This window comes from Micromonospora sp. WMMD723 (genome assembly GCF_049863385.1).
In the GTDB taxonomy this organism is placed as follows: domain Bacteria; phylum Actinomycetota; class Actinomycetes; order Mycobacteriales; family Micromonosporaceae; genus Micromonospora; species Micromonospora wenchangensis.
The window spans coordinates 4,824,849-4,841,043 of record NZ_JBMKNR010000001.1; the positions used below are offsets into that span (position 1 = coordinate 4,824,849).

The 16,195-nt window shown below is 70.4% G+C and carries 12 protein-coding genes; 5 read left to right on the forward strand and 7 right to left on the reverse strand.

Going from position 1 to position 16,195, the window contains the following annotated elements; translation table 11 throughout:
- Positions 1 to 87: 87 nt before the first annotated feature.
- The 5 genes from ACN261_RS21120 to ACN261_RS21140 form a co-directional block, all read right to left on the reverse strand.
- Positions 88 to 597, reverse strand: a complete 510-nt coding sequence (locus tag ACN261_RS21120; protein ID WP_302742552.1) for an acyl carrier protein — start codon at positions 595 to 597, stop codon at positions 88 to 90.
- A 100-nt stretch (positions 598 to 697) separates the two neighbouring features.
- Positions 698 to 1,765, reverse strand: a complete 1,068-nt coding sequence (locus ACN261_RS21125; protein WP_368052532.1) for an NAD(P)H-dependent flavin oxidoreductase — start codon at positions 1,763 to 1,765, stop codon at positions 698 to 700.
- Positions 1,749 to 2,606 carry an aminoacyl--tRNA ligase-related protein gene (locus ACN261_RS21130; protein WP_421481390.1) on the reverse strand — a complete coding sequence of 286 codons (858 nt, stop codon included), beginning with the start codon at positions 2,604 to 2,606 and terminating at the stop codon, positions 1,749 to 1,751. Before ACN261_RS21130 ends, ACN261_RS21125 begins: the two co-directional genes overlap by 17 nt.
- Before the next feature lie 50 nt (positions 2,607 to 2,656).
- Complete coding sequence (locus ACN261_RS21135) at positions 2,657 to 3,541, reverse strand: diiron oxygenase (RefSeq protein ID WP_302742555.1); 885 nt, start codon at positions 3,539 to 3,541, stop codon at positions 2,657 to 2,659.
- Positions 3,538 to 4,947: a condensation domain-containing protein gene (locus ACN261_RS21140; protein ID WP_302742557.1), complete on the reverse strand. Its 1,410-nt coding sequence runs from the start codon at positions 4,945 to 4,947 to the stop codon at positions 3,538 to 3,540. Before ACN261_RS21140 ends, ACN261_RS21135 begins: the two co-directional genes overlap by 4 nt.
- 628 nt (positions 4,948 to 5,575) lie before the next feature.
- Between ACN261_RS21140 and ACN261_RS21145 the strand changes: the two genes are divergently transcribed.
- The 3 genes from ACN261_RS21145 to ACN261_RS21155 all read left to right on the forward strand — a co-directional run bounded on the left by ACN261_RS21145 (position 5,576) and on the right by ACN261_RS21155 (position 10,440).
- Positions 5,576 to 7,501: an ABC transporter ATP-binding protein gene (locus ACN261_RS21145; RefSeq protein ID WP_421481391.1), complete on the forward strand. Its 1,926-nt coding sequence runs from the start codon at positions 5,576 to 5,578 to the stop codon at positions 7,499 to 7,501.
- Positions 7,498 to 9,285 (forward strand): ABC transporter ATP-binding protein, encoded by a 1,788-nt coding sequence (locus ACN261_RS21150; protein ID WP_302742559.1) that lies wholly within the window; start codon positions 7,498 to 7,500, stop codon positions 9,283 to 9,285. The genes ACN261_RS21145 and ACN261_RS21150 overlap by 4 nt, the downstream gene beginning before the upstream one ends.
- A gap of 234 nt (positions 9,286 to 9,519) precedes the next feature.
- Positions 9,520 to 10,440 (forward strand): MerR family transcriptional regulator, encoded by a 921-nt coding sequence (locus ACN261_RS21155; RefSeq protein ID WP_421481392.1) that lies wholly within the window; start codon positions 9,520 to 9,522, stop codon positions 10,438 to 10,440.
- A gap of 146 nt (positions 10,441 to 10,586) precedes the next feature.
- Here the strand turns inward: ACN261_RS21155 and ACN261_RS21160 are convergent, their stop codons facing one another.
- Positions 10,587 to 11,039: a hypothetical protein gene (locus ACN261_RS21160; RefSeq protein ID WP_421481393.1), complete on the reverse strand. Its 453-nt coding sequence runs from the start codon at positions 11,037 to 11,039 to the stop codon at positions 10,587 to 10,589.
- 63 nt (positions 11,040 to 11,102) lie between these two features.
- Positions 11,103 to 13,964: a S8 family serine peptidase gene (locus tag ACN261_RS21165; RefSeq protein WP_425851731.1), complete on the reverse strand. Its 2,862-nt coding sequence runs from the start codon at positions 13,962 to 13,964 to the stop codon at positions 11,103 to 11,105.
- Between the two features lie 331 nt (positions 13,965 to 14,295).
- On the opposite strand from ACN261_RS21165, the gene ACN261_RS21170 reads away from it, so the two are divergent.
- Entirely contained in the window at positions 14,296 to 15,516 is a 1,221-nt protein-coding gene (locus ACN261_RS21170; protein WP_425851733.1) for a sensor histidine kinase, read from the forward strand.
- On the forward strand, positions 15,513 to 16,175 hold the full coding sequence (locus tag ACN261_RS21175) for a response regulator (protein ID WP_421481396.1): 663 nt from the start codon (positions 15,513 to 15,515) through the stop codon (positions 16,173 to 16,175). Before ACN261_RS21170 ends, ACN261_RS21175 begins: the two co-directional genes overlap by 4 nt.
- Positions 16,176 to 16,195 lie beyond the last annotated feature (20 nt).

Below are 16,195 nucleotides of genomic sequence, written 5' to 3' on the forward strand. Positions count from 1 at the left end.
CTGGCAGCCGCGCCAACCCGGTCGGCCGCCACCGGTGCTCCGCGTCGCAACTGCCGAACCTGACGACCGGGTCCGCCGGGGCGACAGTCACGACGTGGGTCCGGCATCGGGACGCAGGAAGCGGTGCTCGATACGTTCCAGGGTGCGGAAATCGTCGACGCTCACCTCTTGCAGGTCGATGGGCCTTCCGGAGAGGTCTTCGAGCAGGTAGATGAACTCCAGGAAGTCCAGGGAGTCGATGAGCCGGGCCTCGATCAGGTCCTCCGTCGGGCTGGGCTCGCGGTCGAGTTCGGGGTTCTTGGTCTGGATCCATTCGGCGATCCGCTTCACGACTGCTCCATGTTGTTTGTCGAACGGTGGGATGACGGATCCGAGGAGCCGGAGTTCGGTCACCAGCGGCGGCGGCTCACTTCCCCGGCCGGGGTGATGGTCAGTGGCCACTGGTCGACGCCGCTGGACCTTCTCCGCAGGGCTGGCCGTCGGCACGCCGCTTCGGGGCGCAGCGCCGCCGCGGACGGTGGTCAGTGCGCTCTGTTCCGGTTCGCTGCGATGGTTGGCCAGCCCGCGTGGGCCGTGCGGTGCGGCGGGTTGTCGCACGCACGGGATGGGGACCCGGTCGACGTCCCGGCACGGCCGGGAAAGGACTCGCGGCGTGCGCCGGTGGGCTGCTCCAGCGCCGCGTGCAGCGGCGATCCGGTCATCGCGACCTCCCGGTCGGGACCGGGACAGCCGCGGCCGTCCCGTCTCCGCGTAGGGCGGCGAGGGCCGCGGTGAACTCCGCGCGGAAACCGGCGACGTAGGCTGCGGCCGGCTGTACCGTCCGGAGTGCGGCGCACCCGAGGCCCGCGTACCGGGCCAGCTGCTCGACGTGGCCCTCGGCCTCCTCCGTGGGTGCGGCGGCGGAACCTCGCGGGACTGGTCGGCGTTCACCCATCACGCTGGTCCAGGCGATCAGCGTCGCGGGCAGCGGCTGCGGCGCGTCGGTGACGGGGCTGCGCAGCACCCGGTGCGCACGTCCCGGCCAGCCGATCGAGAAGCGGTCGGTAACGACGGTGTCCTCGGGGCCGGCCTGCAGGAGTGCCGCCTTGTAGGAGGGGTGCGCGGCCGACTCGGCAGTGACCACGAACGCGGTGCCGCACAGCGCGCCGGACGCACCGGCCCGGAGGGCACCGAGCAGGTCGGTGCCGGTGGTTATCGCGCCGGCGACGAACGCCGCGGGCTCCTGGTCGTACTGGGCGAGCAGTTCGCGTGTGCCCAGTGTCCCGAGGTGGTGGCCGCCGGCCTCGATGCCCTGGAGCACCACGCCGTGTGCGCCCAGTCCGGCCGCGACCGAGGCGTCGGCGGCGGTGCCCACCTGGATCAGCAGGCGGTGTCCGGCGGCCAGCACCCGTGCCGCCTCCGGCTCGGGGAGCAGGCCGTAGCTGTTCAGAAGAAGTGGCCGGTCCGCATTGGCGAGCAGCGCGCCCACCTGATCGGTGAGCAGCCGTCCGGCGACCTCGGGGATCACGTTCACCGCGAAGGTGTGTCTCGTGCGCGCGGCAGTGTCGACCACGAGCGCGGCGCTCTGCTCCGGGTTGCTCTTGTAGAGGGCGACGGTGCCGAGCGCGCCGCTGTCGCTGACCGCTGCCGCGAGCGCCGGTCCGGCGATGCCGCCCATGCCTGCCTGGATGAGTGGAAATTCGACTCCGAGGGCTCGCGCCCCCCGCTCCGCCGCCGCCGTCACCCTCGCAGCCGGAACATCGGGAAGGTCAGCCACGAACATCATGGACCTGCCGTAGCGCCTTCTGTGGCGTGCCGTGCGCCTGCAACATCGCGTGCATCCAGCGTTCGACACCGAAAGCAGTGCAGCTGCTGTGTGCGACAGCGCCGGCGCTGGTGATACCGAGCCGTTCGCCGAAGAAGTTGCGGTGCCTGTTCACCGACGCGATGGCGGTGCCGTCGGAGGCGACGAACTCATACTTGACGGGGTCGAGGGCCATCAGTTTGGCCCGCGAGCCGCTCCTGTCGTAGAACGGGTCGCTCGCGGGCTGGTACGACAGTTCGATGCCGAGTCGGCCGGCCAGAGTCTCCAGCAGTTCCTTCGAGCGGGCCAGGTGTTCGCGGGCTCCCTCGGCGGTGCCGAAGTAGACGATCTCGCGCATATGGAAGCCCCAGAGGCGGCGCAGACCGTCGTAGTGGTCCTCGTTGCGGAAGCAGCGGCCGATCGAGGTCAGCCTCAGTCCCGGGCCGACGTCCTGGCTTTGCAACGAGAGCAGCAGGCCGTAGCAGGTGGCCGACGGCAGCAGGTAGCCGGTGGGTCGAACCGGCTGCTCCGCCACCGGGCCCCCGGACGCCAGTGCCTCGACCGCACCGTCCGGAAAGCGGGCGGCGGTCACGCCGAGGTGCGGGAAGTTGCGGAAGTAGTCGAGCCGGGCCAGGCCCTCCGCGGGCAGAAGTGGCGGCCCGACCACTGGGGAGGCGCCGAGTTCGTCGGCCATGTCGGTGAACAGGGCGTCGAGTTCGAGCAGGAGTGCGGCTCGCTGTGGTTCGAGGACGACCAGGCCGGGGCCGGGGTTCAGGAGGGTGAGTTCTCCGGCCGGGGCGGCGGGTGGTGTGCGCGGTGCCATGGGTGACCTGCTCCTGTTGAGGTGGGCGGGACAGGGAGCGGCGGAGTCGCTCAGGCTGCGGCCTGGTCGAACAGGCCGATCCGACGGTAAAACGCGTCGGTACGGGCCGTGACTGCGTCGTGGGCGGCGCTGCGGGAAGGGTCGGCGAGGACACGGCTGCGGAAGGCGAACGGATCGGGGATTCCCGCGTTGCGGTAGGCGTCCACGCTGTAGAGCTGTTGCAGCGAACTCGCGATGTACTTCCCCACGTACTGACGGGCCACGGCGATCTCCTTGTTGTCGCCGTCCGCACGCAGTCGCACCCACAAGGCACGTACCAGTTGAGCACCGAAGGCGATGTGCCGGGACTCGTCCTGGTGGTGCACCCGGTTGATGGCGCGAATGGTCTCCGGGAGGGCGGCGTCGGCAGCCATCCTGCTGTTGAAGTGATCGACGATCTGTTCGAAGATCAGGATCCGGCTGAACACGATGAAGTTGTCCAGCAGAGCGGAGTGCTGCTCCTGGGGGAAAGCCATGGACCGGTTGGTGAACAGCTTTCCGCCGTAGCGGAGGCAGAACTCGGCGAAGAACCACATGTGCTCGTTTTCTTCGCCCAGGAAGTGATGGAAGAACGGGGTGGGAATTTCGAAACCGGGGGTGTGGATCCGCTGTACCACCTCTTGCATCAGCTCGCGGATCCCATGCACGTTGAGGCTGTAGAAGTTGATGCTCTCCCACTTCGACAGGGCGAGATACTGCTCGCGGTCCAACTCCGCGGCGGCTGCGGTGCCGTACACCGTCACCAGATCCTCGCTCATCCACAGCGCGCTCTCGGGGATGCTCTCGGGCCACTCGAAAGTCTGGTAGGGGTTGTAGTACTCGTCCTCGGCCGCTGCGGTGAGCCGCGTGACGGCGAGGGCGACCTCGTCGTCCCAGATGGTGGCGTTAGTGGTCATCGGGCGATCTCTCCAAGCTTCTTCTCGGTACTGGTCGTCGCACGCGTCGAGCGGAAGCCCGCCAGGTCGAGAGTGCCGGTGGCGCTGTCGACCAGGAGAATCTCGAAGGCGCGCAGCAGGAGGTCGATGTCGTGGCGCGGGATCAGTTCGGTGTCGGCCATCAGATAGAGCAGGCAGGTGTCGGGCGCGTATCCGGTGTGCAGGAAGAAGGTGGCGTCCTGGCGCTCCCACGAACCCACGAAGGTGACCGTGGTGCGGCAGAGGAGCGCACGCAGTCCGTCCGGGCCCTCATCGGTGTGCGGTAGGTTTTCCCAACGGTCGTGCATACGTTTGTCGTTGAAAAAGCAACCAAGGTTGAGTGCGCCGTGGCTGCGTTCGCGCGCCTCGTCGAGAATCTCGTCGACGGCCGACGGGTCGTACTGGGCATGACGGTAGGCGTTCATTCCGGTCAGGAAGGTCCGGCGTACCGTCTGTTCAAAGGTGTCGTCGTCGACGTTCATTGCGAACAGCGCGTTCTCCACCATGGGTGCCACGAGCCGACGGCTGCGCTCGTCATGCCGGTTGACCGCGATGAGCTGCAGCGCCACGGTGTCGTGCCCGGTGTAGGCACCGAGTACGGCCGCCGTGGCGGCCAACAGCACGGTGCCGGTGCTGACCTGGCATCGTTCGGCAAGCACGGTCGTGGCGACCGCGACGGCGGGGGAGTCCATCGCCAGCCGGACGAAGCGCTCGGGTCCACTCTCGCCGGTGGCCGTACGAAACAGCGTCGGTGGCACGGTGTGCAGCGTTCGACGCCAGTACTCCGCTGCGGCCGCACCGCGGGCGGCACCAGGACCCTCCGCCTCAAAGCGTGCCTGGTCGAGCGGCTGCCACTGCGGTTCCGGCGGCCCGCTGCCGTCGAGCAGCTGCTGCAGATCGCGCTCCAGCTCGCGTACGCCCCAGAAATCGACAGCCAGGTGCGAGAACACCAGGACGGCGACGGCTGGACGTCCGTCCTGTAGGACGAGCGCGCATCGGAAGGGCCATTCCTCGGCGTGGCGAAAGGTCAGGCCCACCAACTCCCGTGCCAGCTCGACCGCAACGTCATCGGCGGAGCCGGATGCTGCGTCCGTCACCTTCAGGGACAGCGCGCCCTCGGCCCAGACCTCCTGGACGGGCCCGTCGCCCTCGTCGTGAAATCGGGTACGCAGCACTTCGTGACGTGAGACGAATGCGCTGAGCACAGTCTCGACCTGTTCGGTGGAGATACCGGCCGGGATCTTCGCGATACGGCGGATGTTGAAGTAGTGAGCATCGTCACCGAGCCAGCGAATGGCCTTCCAGATGGCGCGTTGACCCCACGTCATAGGGGCGGTTTCGGATCGTTTTCCTTGGAACGTCAACGAATGGGCGCCGGGGTACTGCATTGCCAGGTTCCTCAGGTCAGGCATCGCCCAGGGCGACGCGGGTGGAGGTGCCAGGACGATGGAAGAACGATGCCGCGACGACGGCCGGGTGGTCAGCGCCGCACGGAACGCGGAGAATCTGGCATACCGGTCAGGCGCTGACGGGAAAGCGCTGGTAAGGGGGGAGGGGCGCCTCGACACTGAGGCCCGGTTCGGAGCGGCCCTGGGCTCGCGCACGAACTGTCTCCGGGTAGGGCGGAAACGTCAGCGAACAAGCCCGGTATCGCGGCGCATCGCCTCCGATAACGCGAAGGGTGCGAAGCGGCCCGGACTGGACACGCGGAGCCGGACGAACACGGAGTGCAACGGTAACCACATCGATGCAGGTCTGTCTAGACCGATCCCTGTGGCGGATCAGGGATCCGTTCCGTTGTGCAGACGAACTAGATGACCATCAATGAAATTCTTGACGTCACACGAGGTCTGAGCCAGACTCTGGACCGCGAGCTTCCCCGGCGACAGTGGCGTTCCCGGGCTCGCGGGAGTCCGCTGTCTCCCTCCTCCGATCGCAATCGGATCCCGGCGAGATGCCCTTCACCTGTGCCGTTTGCTCGTCCTGCGTGCCCTGACGTACTCGGGGGAGTTCCTGATGCCTTCCACGACGCCCGACCCGGGCGCCGGACCGCTTCGACGACGCGCCGTTCGATGGCTCGCCACTGTACGGCTGCTGCGCTACGCACACCCGGGACTGATCGCCGGCGCGGGTGCGCTCCACGTTGCGGTCGGCCTGCTCCCGATCGCCTTCATCCTCGCGACGAGTACCCTGATATCGAGAATCCCTGATGCCATGTCAGATTTTGGTGGCCATGGTGGCATAGGTCGGATCGGTCTCGCGCTGATGCTGGCCGTCGCCGCTTTCGTGCTGCAACAGATTCTCGTCCCGTTCCAGTCGGTGCTGGCTGAACTGGTGATCCGTCAGGTCGACGGCGCGTGCACCGTCCGACTGATGGCGTGTGCGTTGCGTGATCTCCCGGTCGCGGACCTGGAACGGCAGGAGGTGCTCGATGTGCTCTCGGACGCCCGTAACGGCTTCGAGCGGGTGGTCCCCACCCCGGGCGATGCCGCTGCCGGAACCCTGGCTCTGATCGCCCGCTACACCCAACTTGTCGGGGCTGCGGTCATGGTGTCCGTGGTACTGGGACCTGGCATCGGTGTGCTTGTGGCCGCAACGGCGATCGTGATCAGGTTCGGCCAACGCGGCTCGCTGAGCCGCTTCGGCGCGGTACGGGCGACCCTGGCCGGTCCGCGGCGGAGACTGTCCTACCTGCGGCGCACGGCGACCGGAACCGGGCTGGCCAAGGAGGCACGGGTGCTCGGCCTGGTCCCCTGGCTCCGGCAACGCCATGGCACGGAGGCACGCGGCTACCTGGAGCCGTTGTGGGCGACCCGCCGCAGGCTGCTGTTCTGGCCTTTCGTCGCGCTGGCAGGGTTCGGCCTGCTCGGTGGCGGCGCGGCGCTGTCGGCCCTGGCCGAGGACGGCACGAACGGTTCGCTGACGCTGCTCCAACTGTCTGTTGCCCTTCAGGCCGTGCTGATTCCCATGCGCTTCGGCGTCTTCTTCCCCGAGAGTGACATGCAGACGCTCTACGGGTTGGCCGCCCACGACGCACTGACCCGCCTGGAGCAGGTCGCGGCGGATGGGGGCGGCCACGGTCGGCAGTACGACCCCGGTCACGTCCTTGATCAGGCCGGGGCCGTTCGCTTCGAGGGCGTCGGTTTCCGCTACCACGACGGTGCTCCCGCCGTGCTCGACGGGCTCGACCTCGAACTCGCACCGGGGACGTCGACGGCGATCGTCGGCCTCAACGGCGCGGGGAAGACGACGCTGGTGAAGCTCCTGACCAAATTGCACGAACCCACCAGTGGCCGGATCACCGCTGGCGGGACCGACATCGCCGGTATCTCGCCGTCGGCCTGGCACCGGCGCATCGCCGTGATCTTCCAGGACTTCACCCGGTTACATCTCACCGCGGCCGAGAACATCTGGCTGGGCCGACCGGACCTCCTCGGTGACCGCAACGCGCTCCTCACCGCGGCCCGGCGCGCGGGCGCACAGGAGATCATCGACGGCCTCCCGCACGGCGTGGACACGGTCCTCAGCGCCGAGTACGAAGGTGGCACCGACCTGTCAGGCGGCCAGTGGCAGCGGATCGCTCTGGCCAGAGCCTTGCTGGCACTGGAGTGCGGGGCGTCCCTCCTGGTGCTCGACGAGCCCACCGCCCAACTCGACGTCCGTGCGGAAGCCGCGTTCTTCGAGCGCTTTCTGGACATGACCAAGGGTGTGACCAGTGTTATCGTCTCGCATCGCTTCTCCAGCGTGCGCCAGGCCGACCGCATCGTCGTGCTCGCCGACGGCAGGGTGGCCGAATCCGGCACGCACGAACAGTTGATGGAACTCAACGGAAGTTACGCCGAGCTCTTCAGGATTCAGGCGGAACGCTTCACCGCGGACGAAGCCGCCGACCCGTCGACGACTGAACGCTTCCTGCCGAGGATCGACGGAGCGGCCCGATGACCACGGTCCTTGCGGTCCGACACCTTCTGTGGCTCGCCTTCCGCTGTGATCCAGGGCGTCTCGCGCGTGCCTCAGCGATGCTGGCCGCCGGATTCCTGTCCACCCCGTTGATCGCGCTATGCCTCAAGTCGCTCACCACCGCGGCGGTCAATCATGACTCGGGCACCGCCGCTCGGCTGGCGCTGATAACGGCAGCACTGCTGGTCTTTGAGCTCATGATGAACCACTTCGCCCACCTTTCCTACTTCGAACTGGGCGACCTCAGCGAGGTCGAACTCCAGAACGAGCTGATCACGCTCGCCCACGGCGTCGGCAACCTCGAACAACTGGACACTCCGGCCTACGCTGACACCCTGGCGTTGGTCCGCGAGGAACTTCCACGCACCCGCGCCTCCCTGGAGGCCGTTCTACAGCTCGGGGGCCTGGTCCTGCAGATGGGCCTGACGGCGGTCCTGCTCGGCTCGCTCAACGCGTGGCTGCTCCTTCTTCCCGTCGCCGGAGCAATCCCCGTACTGGCAGGCAATCGGGCTCAGCGTCTGGTGGATCGTGCGAAGGAGGACACCGCTGCGCTGACGCGTCTCGGCCGGCACCTGCTGGAGACCACCACCATGCTCGCGTCGGTCAAGGAGATCCGCCTGTCGGGTGCCGAGGCCATGCTGATCGAACGCCACCAGCGCGACTGGGCTACCACCTCTACCGCGCTACGCAGGGCCCAGACTCGAGCTGCCCTGCTGCGTGCAGCGGGGCAGCTCACCTTCGCCGCCGCCTACGGCGGTGCGATCTATCTGGTGGTTCGGCAGGCGTTGCAGGGCGGCTCGGGGCTGGGCGACGTGATTCTGGTGATCGCTCTGGCCGCTCAGATTTCCTTCCAGGTGTCCAATGGACTCGGCCTGCTGACGATTGTCCAGGCGGCGGGGTGCACGATGGAGCGGATCCGGACACTACGCAGTGTCGCCGCCGCGTCGCCCGAATCTGCCGTACCCGGGTCGGGGAAACTGCCCGCAGTCCTCACTCGCGGCATCCGTCTCGACCACGTCAGCTTCCACTACCCGAACAGCGACCGGAAGGTCCTCGACGACGTCACCCTCGACATCCCGGCAGGCACGGCGCTTGCCGTGGTGGGCGAGAACGGGGCGGGTAAGAGCACCCTGGTCAAACTGCTGTGCGGGCTGTACCGGCCGACCTCGGGAAGAATTCTGGTGGATGACGTCGACCTCGCGTCCGCCGCCCCCGCCGGGTGGCAGCGCCGGGTGTCGACCCTCTTCCAGGACTTCGCCCGGCTGGAGCTGCGGCTGCGGGACAACACCGGCATCGGCGACCTCGACCGAATCGACGACGACCAGGCCCTGCAGCGGGCGATCGACAGGGCCGAGGCGGGCCCCGTCCGGGCGCTCGTCCCCGACGGTCTGGACGGCCTGCTCGGCCGGGGGTACGGCGACGGCACCGAACTCTCAGGCGGCCAGTGGCAGAAGCTCGGGCTGGCCCGCACGCTGCTGCGCCGAGGTCCGCTTCTCGTCGCCCTGGACGAACCCGCCTCCGCCCTGGACGCGACCGCCGAGCAAGCGCTCTTCGAGCGCTTCGCCGACCTCGTCACGGAAACCCGTGCGGACACCGGCGCGATCACCGTACTGGTTTCGCACCGCTTCTCCACCGTGCGGATGGCCGACCTGATCGTGGTCCTGGAACAGGGCAGCGTCTCGGAGGTCGGCACCCATGCGGACCTCATCGCGAGTGGTGGCCTCTACGCGGAGCTGTACCACCTCCAAGCTCGTGCCTACGCGTGACCTCGGTCCTTCCGGGTGGTCGATCGCGCGGGGACCGGAGGTGACGGTCCCTATCGCGGTCGGTCCGGCACAGTGCACGCCGACGTTCGAGCGATCATGGGACCGCGAGAACGTCGACGACCTGCGGCGGCTGGCCGACAGGGGCAGTGAGACGCCATGGTCGACGCGGCAGGCCGTCGTCGAGGCCGTTGGTTGGTCGGATCCGCTGTTGACGACTGGTTGTCGATCGGGGAGGTGGCCCGGCGTACGGGTCTGAGTGTCAGCGCCATCCGGTTCTACGCCGACGAGGGCGTCGTCGCGCCGGCCGGGTACACCGGGGCCGGGTACCGGTGCTACGACGCGCGGGGCGTGGCGGCTCTCGAACTGGTGCGTACGCTGCGGGACCTGGGCGCGGGGCTGGACGAGATCCGCCGGTTGCTGACCGAGGAGATCACAGTGCGGGACCTCGCGACCGCTCATCTGGCGCTCGTCGAGCGGCAGATGGGGCAGTTGCGTACCCGGCGTGCCGTGCTGCGGGCGGTGGTGCGGCAGGACAGCGAGGCCGGGCAGGTGAGTCTCGTGCACCGGCTGGCGTCGATGTCCGACGACGACCGTGAGCAACTCGTGCAGGAGTTCTGGAGAGAGGTCACCGAGGGCCTCGACGTGGGGGAGTTCGTCGACCACCTGCGCCCGTGGCGGCCCCGGCTGCCGGAGGACCCCACCGGCGAGCAGCTCGACGCGTGGATCGAGTTGGCCGACATGGTGCGTGACGCCGGGTTCCGGCGGGCGGTCCGCGAGTACTTCGGTGAAACCTTCGCCGCCGCGGCGGACCACGGGCGGGACGACCCGTCGGCGGGGGCGGAGACCGCGGAACAGGTCGAGATCCTCGCGCAGGCCAGGGCCGCGTCCGAGGCCGGCGTACCTGTCGACTCCCGCGCGGCCCGGCAGTTGGCGACGCGGTGGGTGGCGCTGACCGCCAGCCGCTGCGGTGAGCGGGATCTGACCGAGGTGCGGCGGCAGATCGTCGCCGCCGACCCCGGGCCGCAGGTGGCCCGGCATGTCGCGCTGCTCGGCAGGTACCACGCGCTGACCGCCACCATCAACGGCACACCGCAGCCCGTCGTGCGGGCCCCGGCGTCCACCTGGCTGTACGCGGCCGTCGCCGCGCTGCCCTGACCAGGTGTGCGGCCCGGCCCCGGAGCGGCACGAGGTCGGCGTGCCTCCCGGCGGTCCGGGTCGACGGCGTGGACGGCACCGGAACAGGCCCGAGCCGCGGAGACGCGGCTCGGGCCTGTTCCCGGTTGTGCGAGGTCAGCCGAGGGTCACCGGTTGCGCAGCCGGTACGCCCGGATGACCGTCTGGTCGACGCTGTCGCCCTGCCGGTCGGTGACCGAGGTGCGCAGCGACACGTACCCGCCGGTGCGGGGGTGCTGGAGGGTCGCGGTCCAGTTCGCGCCGGCGGCCCGGACCGTGGCCGGCTGCCAGGTCCTGCCGTCGTCGTAGGAGACCTGCACGGTGACCTGCTTCGGGGCCACCGTGACCCCCTCGTTGCCGAGGATCCGCAGCGGGACCTCGAAACGCTTTCCGGCCGGTGCCGACGCGTTGCGGTCGAGCGGCGGGTCGTACCGCACCACCATGACCGGCAGCCGGGCCCAGTCCGCGGAGGCCGGCCGGGCGGAACGGAAACGCCAGGTCAGGGCGACCTCGGTGGACAGCTCGGTGAAGCTGCGCCGGGAGGAGGCCTCCAGCCGGTACGCGGCCGCCTCCGCCGGCACCTCGAAGAAGCCGAAACCGGCGTCGGCGGGTTCGGTGTACTCCGCGACCAGCTCGTCGCCCCGTTAGAGCGCCGTGCGACCGGTGTCACCGGCGGACCAACCGCCGTGCCCGGCCGCGTCCCCGTGCAGCGGGATGTCGACCCGGATCACGTCCTCGATCCGCCCGGCGCTGCTGAACGGGCTCCCGGTCGCGATCAGGGTCGGTCCGACAGGTGAGGTGTTCCACACCTCCTGGTAGCTGCGACCGGCCCGGTAGCGCCGCAGCGGGCTGTAGAGCGACGTGCGGAACTCCGTGTCCCCGTCGACGCTCTGCCCGATGGTGATGCCGCCCGACCAGGCGACGGCCTTCGTGCTGTAGTACTCGGTCCAGGTGTCGCCGACCGGCACCCCCGCGCTCAGGGTCCAGCCGTACACGCCGTCGAACTCCGCCGACATGTTCCGTTCGACCTGGTCGCCGAGCCGCTCGCCGCGCAGTTCGTGGCGCATGGTGGCCAGCTCCGAGCGCCGCACGTCCCTGCGGTACCCGGTGGGCAGCCGGCCGGGGAAGCCCTCACCCAGGTGGTAGATGTACGGGCTCCCGGCGAAACCGCCGTCGCCGTCCGGCCGGGCCCACTGGTGCGCGACGTAGCCGGCGACGTGCCCGTGGCTGGCCCGGTCACCGAGTTGGGCCGAGTAGAGGCCGGCGAACCCGGTGGCCCCGATGTCGATGATCGCCGGGGAGCTGCCGAACAGGTCCACCAGCACCCCGGTCTGCACCAGCACCGGGCGGGCGGTGCGCTCCGGCACGCTCGCCGTGATCGGCTTCGCCTGCCGCGCGTCCAGGGTGACAGTCGTGTCCCGGGTCAGCGTGATCTCGGGTCGGATCAGCAGGCTGCTGCGCTCCCGCGCACCGGACTCCTCGACGACGCCGGTCACCGCGTAGCGGCCGGTGGGCATCCGGACGGTGACGGGGCCCCCGGAGATCCTGTCGAGCGGTTCGATCGCCGGTACGTCGATCCCGCTGACCAGACTCCAGTAGGTGTCCGCCGCCACGCCCGTCGAGTCGAGGTGCTGGACCGTCAGGTCGTAGCTCTCCACCTCGCGGTGCACGCCGACCGGAACGACGGTGCGGAGTTTCCCGGTGCTGGCGACCAGGTGCCCGCTGTAGTAGCCGTCCGCGCCGTCGACGCTGGTGTCCACGGTGGCCGCCACCTGGGCGGTGCCGCCCGCCGGCACGGTGACCTGCGGCGACGCGGTGCGGAACATGCCGGCCGGGGCCGGTTTGCCGTCGGGCCCGGTGATCTGCCAGGCCAGGTCGAGGGTGAGCGCCTCCGTACCGTCGTTGCGGAAGGTGACCGTCCGGGTGATCGGGTCGTCGTCGCGGTGGGGCCACCGCGTGCGACCGTACGACACGCTCTGCGGTTCGGCGGTCACCGACTGCCCGATGGCCCGCGCCACGTCGACCAGGCCCGCGCCCTGCTGGTACGCGGTGTCACCCGGGTGCGGGTTGGCCGAACCCATCAGGGTGGCCTTGAGGCGGGTCGCCTGCCAGCCGGGGTGCTGCTGGGCGAGCAGCGCCGCCGCGCCCGCCACGTGCGGTGCGGCCATCGAGGTCCCGGACTCGGCGACGTGGTACTTGTCGACCGGTACGCCCATCTCGCCCTCGGCGGCCCGGGCGGCGACGATGCCGACGCCCGGCGCGGTGATGTCCGGTTTCACGGCGTCGTCGCCGACCCGCGCGCCCCGACTGGAGAAGGGCGCGAGGGACCCGTCGCGGTCGACCGCGCCGACGGTCAGCGCGGCGTCCGCGCTACCGGGCGAGCCGACCGTCCGCCCGGCCGGGCCCTCGTTGCCGGCGGAGACCACGAAGAGGGCCCCGGTCTGCGCGGTCAGCGTGTTCACCGCCTCCTCGAACGGGTCGACCTCGGGCCCGTCGCGGTCACCGAGGCTCATGTTGATGACCGCTGCCTTCTTGTCCACCGCCGCCCAGTGCATCGCGGCGAGGATCGCCGAGTCGTCGCACCACCGCTCGCAGACCTTCGCGGAGACCAGGGAGGCACCCGGGGCCACCCCCCGGTACTTCCCGTCCGAGGCGGTGCCCCGGCCGGCGATGATCGAGGCCACGTGGGTGCCGTGCCCGAACCGGTCGACCGGGTCGGTGTCCGGCAGGAAGGTGACCGCCTCGGTCACCGCGCCGGCCAGGTCGGGATGGGTCAGGTCGACGCCGCTGTCGATGACCGCCACGGTCACCCCGGCGCCGGTGAAGCCGGCCTGGTACGCCGCGGGCGCCCCGATCTGCCGTACCCCCCGGTCCACCGCCAGTCGACGTTTCCCGTCGAGCCAGATCCGTTCGATGCCGGCGACGCGGCCGGCGGCCCTCGGCGCGGCCCCGGTCAGCGTCGTCCAGACGTCGACCAGGTCGGCCTTGTCCGCGCTGACCGCGGCCCCCTCGATCGCCGGTAGCGGCCGGTCGACCCGTAGTTCGCCACCGGGCAGCGGCGAGCCAGCCCGTCGGGCGGTCGCCCGGTCCGCGTACGCCACGATCATCGGCAGCCGGTCGCGGGCCGCGTCGTGGTAGCCGTACCCGATCAGCCTGGTGACGTTGAACAGGCGACGGTCCAGCACACCGGACGCGATCAGCGGCACCGCGTCGGCGGGTACCACGTGCAGCTCACCGTCGATCTGGTGGGACCGGAAGCGGATGCCCGCCCGGTCCTTCGCCGGGCGGATCGTCACCCGACCGCCGCGGTCGACGGTGATCCGGTCGCCCGTGATCAGCGTGACCGTCGCCGGCTGGGCGCCGACCCCCACCGGCGGCACCCCGCCACCCCGGCCGGTTGCGCCACCGTCGGGCGCGGCGTTCGGCGCGGGCCAGACGGGTTGTCCCCACCCCAGCACCACGGCGGCGGCCAGTGCGGCCGCACCGATCCGTGTGAGTCTCCTCATCGAACCTCCAGATCAGACCATCAGGACGTACGAGAAGGATCCGCAGCACTCTTCAGATTCCTGTTAGGACGGTCCGCTGCGGGTGCGGCGCAATGGTGTCGCCCGGATCACTCGACGACCGGTGAGCCTCCTTCCCGCTGTCACCGGCGTCCGGTGGCCCCGGGCGAGCTGTCGGGCGGCATCCCCGGGGGTCGATGCTCCGCCGCCGAGGTCGGCTCGTCGGGTGCCACGAGTGTGCGGGAACCGGCGCGGGGCACCACCTGCCTGGCTATCCTGTGGCACGTCGTGACGGGCTCGGCTCGTACCAGGAACCCACCAGAAGGCGACCACCGTGACAGCCACCCCACGCCAGGACGCCCGGCCGGCGACGGTGACGGCGCACGGGGTCCTGGCGGTGCTGACGGTGCTCACCCTGGTGGGCAACCGGTACTACGGCGCGGACGGGTGGCAGGTCGCCGCCGCGGCAGGTGCCGCCGTCCTGCTCCACGGGGCCGCCGTGGTGTCCCGCCGCCGGCCGTGGCCGGGGTACGCGACCGCCGCGCTGGGCATGCTCGTCCTGGCGACGATCTCCTTTCCGAGCTGGTCGGCGATCCTGCTGCCGTCGGCCCTGTGGTTCCCCGTCACGTTGTGGTGGCTGACGGGCCTCGTCCCGGTCAGGTCCTCGGTGGTCGCGCTGGCGGTTGCCGTGCTCGGGATCGTCCTCGCCGAGCTGGTGGCCTGGGACCGGCTGCCCCCCGGGATCCCCGGATGGACCCTCCTGGTCGAGGGTGGGCTGCTGACGCTCGTGGTCGGCGGGGTGTGGGCTGCCGCCCTGCTGGTGCGTCGGCGGCGCGAGGCGGGCCGGCGGGCCGAGAGCGGACGGCTGGCTGCGGCCGTCGCGGACGAGCGGGCCAGCATCCGTCGTGACCTGCACGACGTGATCGCCCACACGGTCACCGTCATGGTCGCGCGGATCGAGGCCGCCGCGGTGACGACGACGGATCCGGCGACCCGCCGCGAACTCGGCGACATCGCCGAGGCGGGCCGGGACGCCCACCAGGGTCTGCGGGCGATGCTGGCCACCCTGGGGCCGACCACCACGGCACCGCGCGCCGGTGCCCGGCGCGACCAGGTGCCGATCTCGCTGGACGCCATCGCCGACATGGTGGCCTCGGCGGCCAGCCCGCTGCACGCGGTGACGTTCGCGGAGGTGGGCCCGCGGCGGCCGCTGAGCCTGAGCGCCGAGGTGGCGGCGTTCCGTACCGTGCAGGAGGGCGTCACCAACGCGCTGCGTCACCTCGAACCGCCGGTCGAGGTGACCGTTCAGCTCCGGTGGGGTCCGGCCGAGCTGGAGGTGGAGGTACGCGACGACGGAGGCTCGGCGCTCCGCGCCCCCGGCAGCTCGGCGCTCCGCGCCCCCGGCAGCTCGGCGCGCCGTGCCGTCGGCGGCCGTGGCACCGGCCTGTTGGGCGTCGGGGAACGTGTGCGCGCCGCCGGGGGCACCCTGTCGGTGACGGAGGGGGACGACGGATGGGTGCTGCGAGCGCTGCTGCCCACGAAGGAGGGGGCATGACCAGGATCCGGGTGATGCTCGTCGACGATCAGGAACTGTTGCGGACCTCGTTGCGTACGGTCCTGTCGGCCGACGAACGCATCGAGGTCACCCACGACGTCGCGAACGGCCGGGACGCGGTCGAGGTCGTCCGGCGGCACCGTCTCGACGTGGTGCTGATGGACATCCGCATGCCGCGCATGGACGGGGTGGCCGCCACGGCGGAGATCGTCCGGATCGCACCGGCGACCCGGGTGCTCATGCTGACGACGTTCGATGACGACGACCTGGTCGTGGCCGCCATCCGGGCCGGCGCGAGCGGCTACCTGACCAAGGACGTCCGGCCCGCCGTCCTGGCGCAGGCCGTGTGTGACGTGGCCTGCGGGACGTCGGCGCTGGCCCCGGGGGTGGCGGCGACGGTCCTCGATCTCGTCCGGCAGGTGCCGACGCGCCGGACGGGGGCGCTGGACGGGCTCACCCCGCGCGAGGTCGAGATCTACGGGCTGCTCGCCCGGGGCAGGTCCAACGGCGAGATCTGCGCGGACCTGGTGCTGAGCGAGAACACGGTGAAGTCGCATGTCCGGGCCGTGCTGCAGAAGCTGGACCTGCGCGACCGCGTACACGTGGTGATCCACGCGTACGAGAACGGGCTGGTCGGTCGGCACGATCTGCCCGGCTGAGATTTCACTCTGCCGGGTGG

Coding starts and splice junctions, on each gene's coding strand:
- ACN261_RS21175 (WP_421481396.1), top strand. CDS start 15,513: ATGACCAGGATCCGGGTGATGCTCGTCGACGATCAGGAACTGTTGCGG.
- ACN261_RS21150 (WP_302742559.1), top strand. CDS start 7,498: ATGACCACGGTCCTTGCGGTCCGACACCTTCTGTGGCTCGCCTTCCGC.
- ACN261_RS21165 (WP_425851731.1), bottom strand. CDS start 13,964: ATGAGGAGACTCACACGGATCGGTGCGGCCGCACTGGCCGCCGCCGTG.
- ACN261_RS21145 (WP_421481391.1), top strand. CDS start 5,576: ATGCCTTCCACGACGCCCGACCCGGGCGCCGGACCGCTTCGACGACGC.
- ACN261_RS21135 (WP_302742555.1), bottom strand. CDS start 3,541: ATGACCACTAACGCCACCATCTGGGACGACGAGGTCGCCCTCGCCGTC.
- ACN261_RS21130 (WP_421481390.1), bottom strand. CDS start 2,606: ATGGCACCGCGCACACCACCCGCCGCCCCGGCCGGAGAACTCACCCTC.
- ACN261_RS21140 (WP_302742557.1), bottom strand. CDS start 4,947: ATGCAGTACCCCGGCGCCCATTCGTTGACGTTCCAAGGAAAACGATCC.
- ACN261_RS21125 (WP_368052532.1), bottom strand. CDS start 1,765: ATGATGTTCGTGGCTGACCTTCCCGATGTTCCGGCTGCGAGGGTGACG.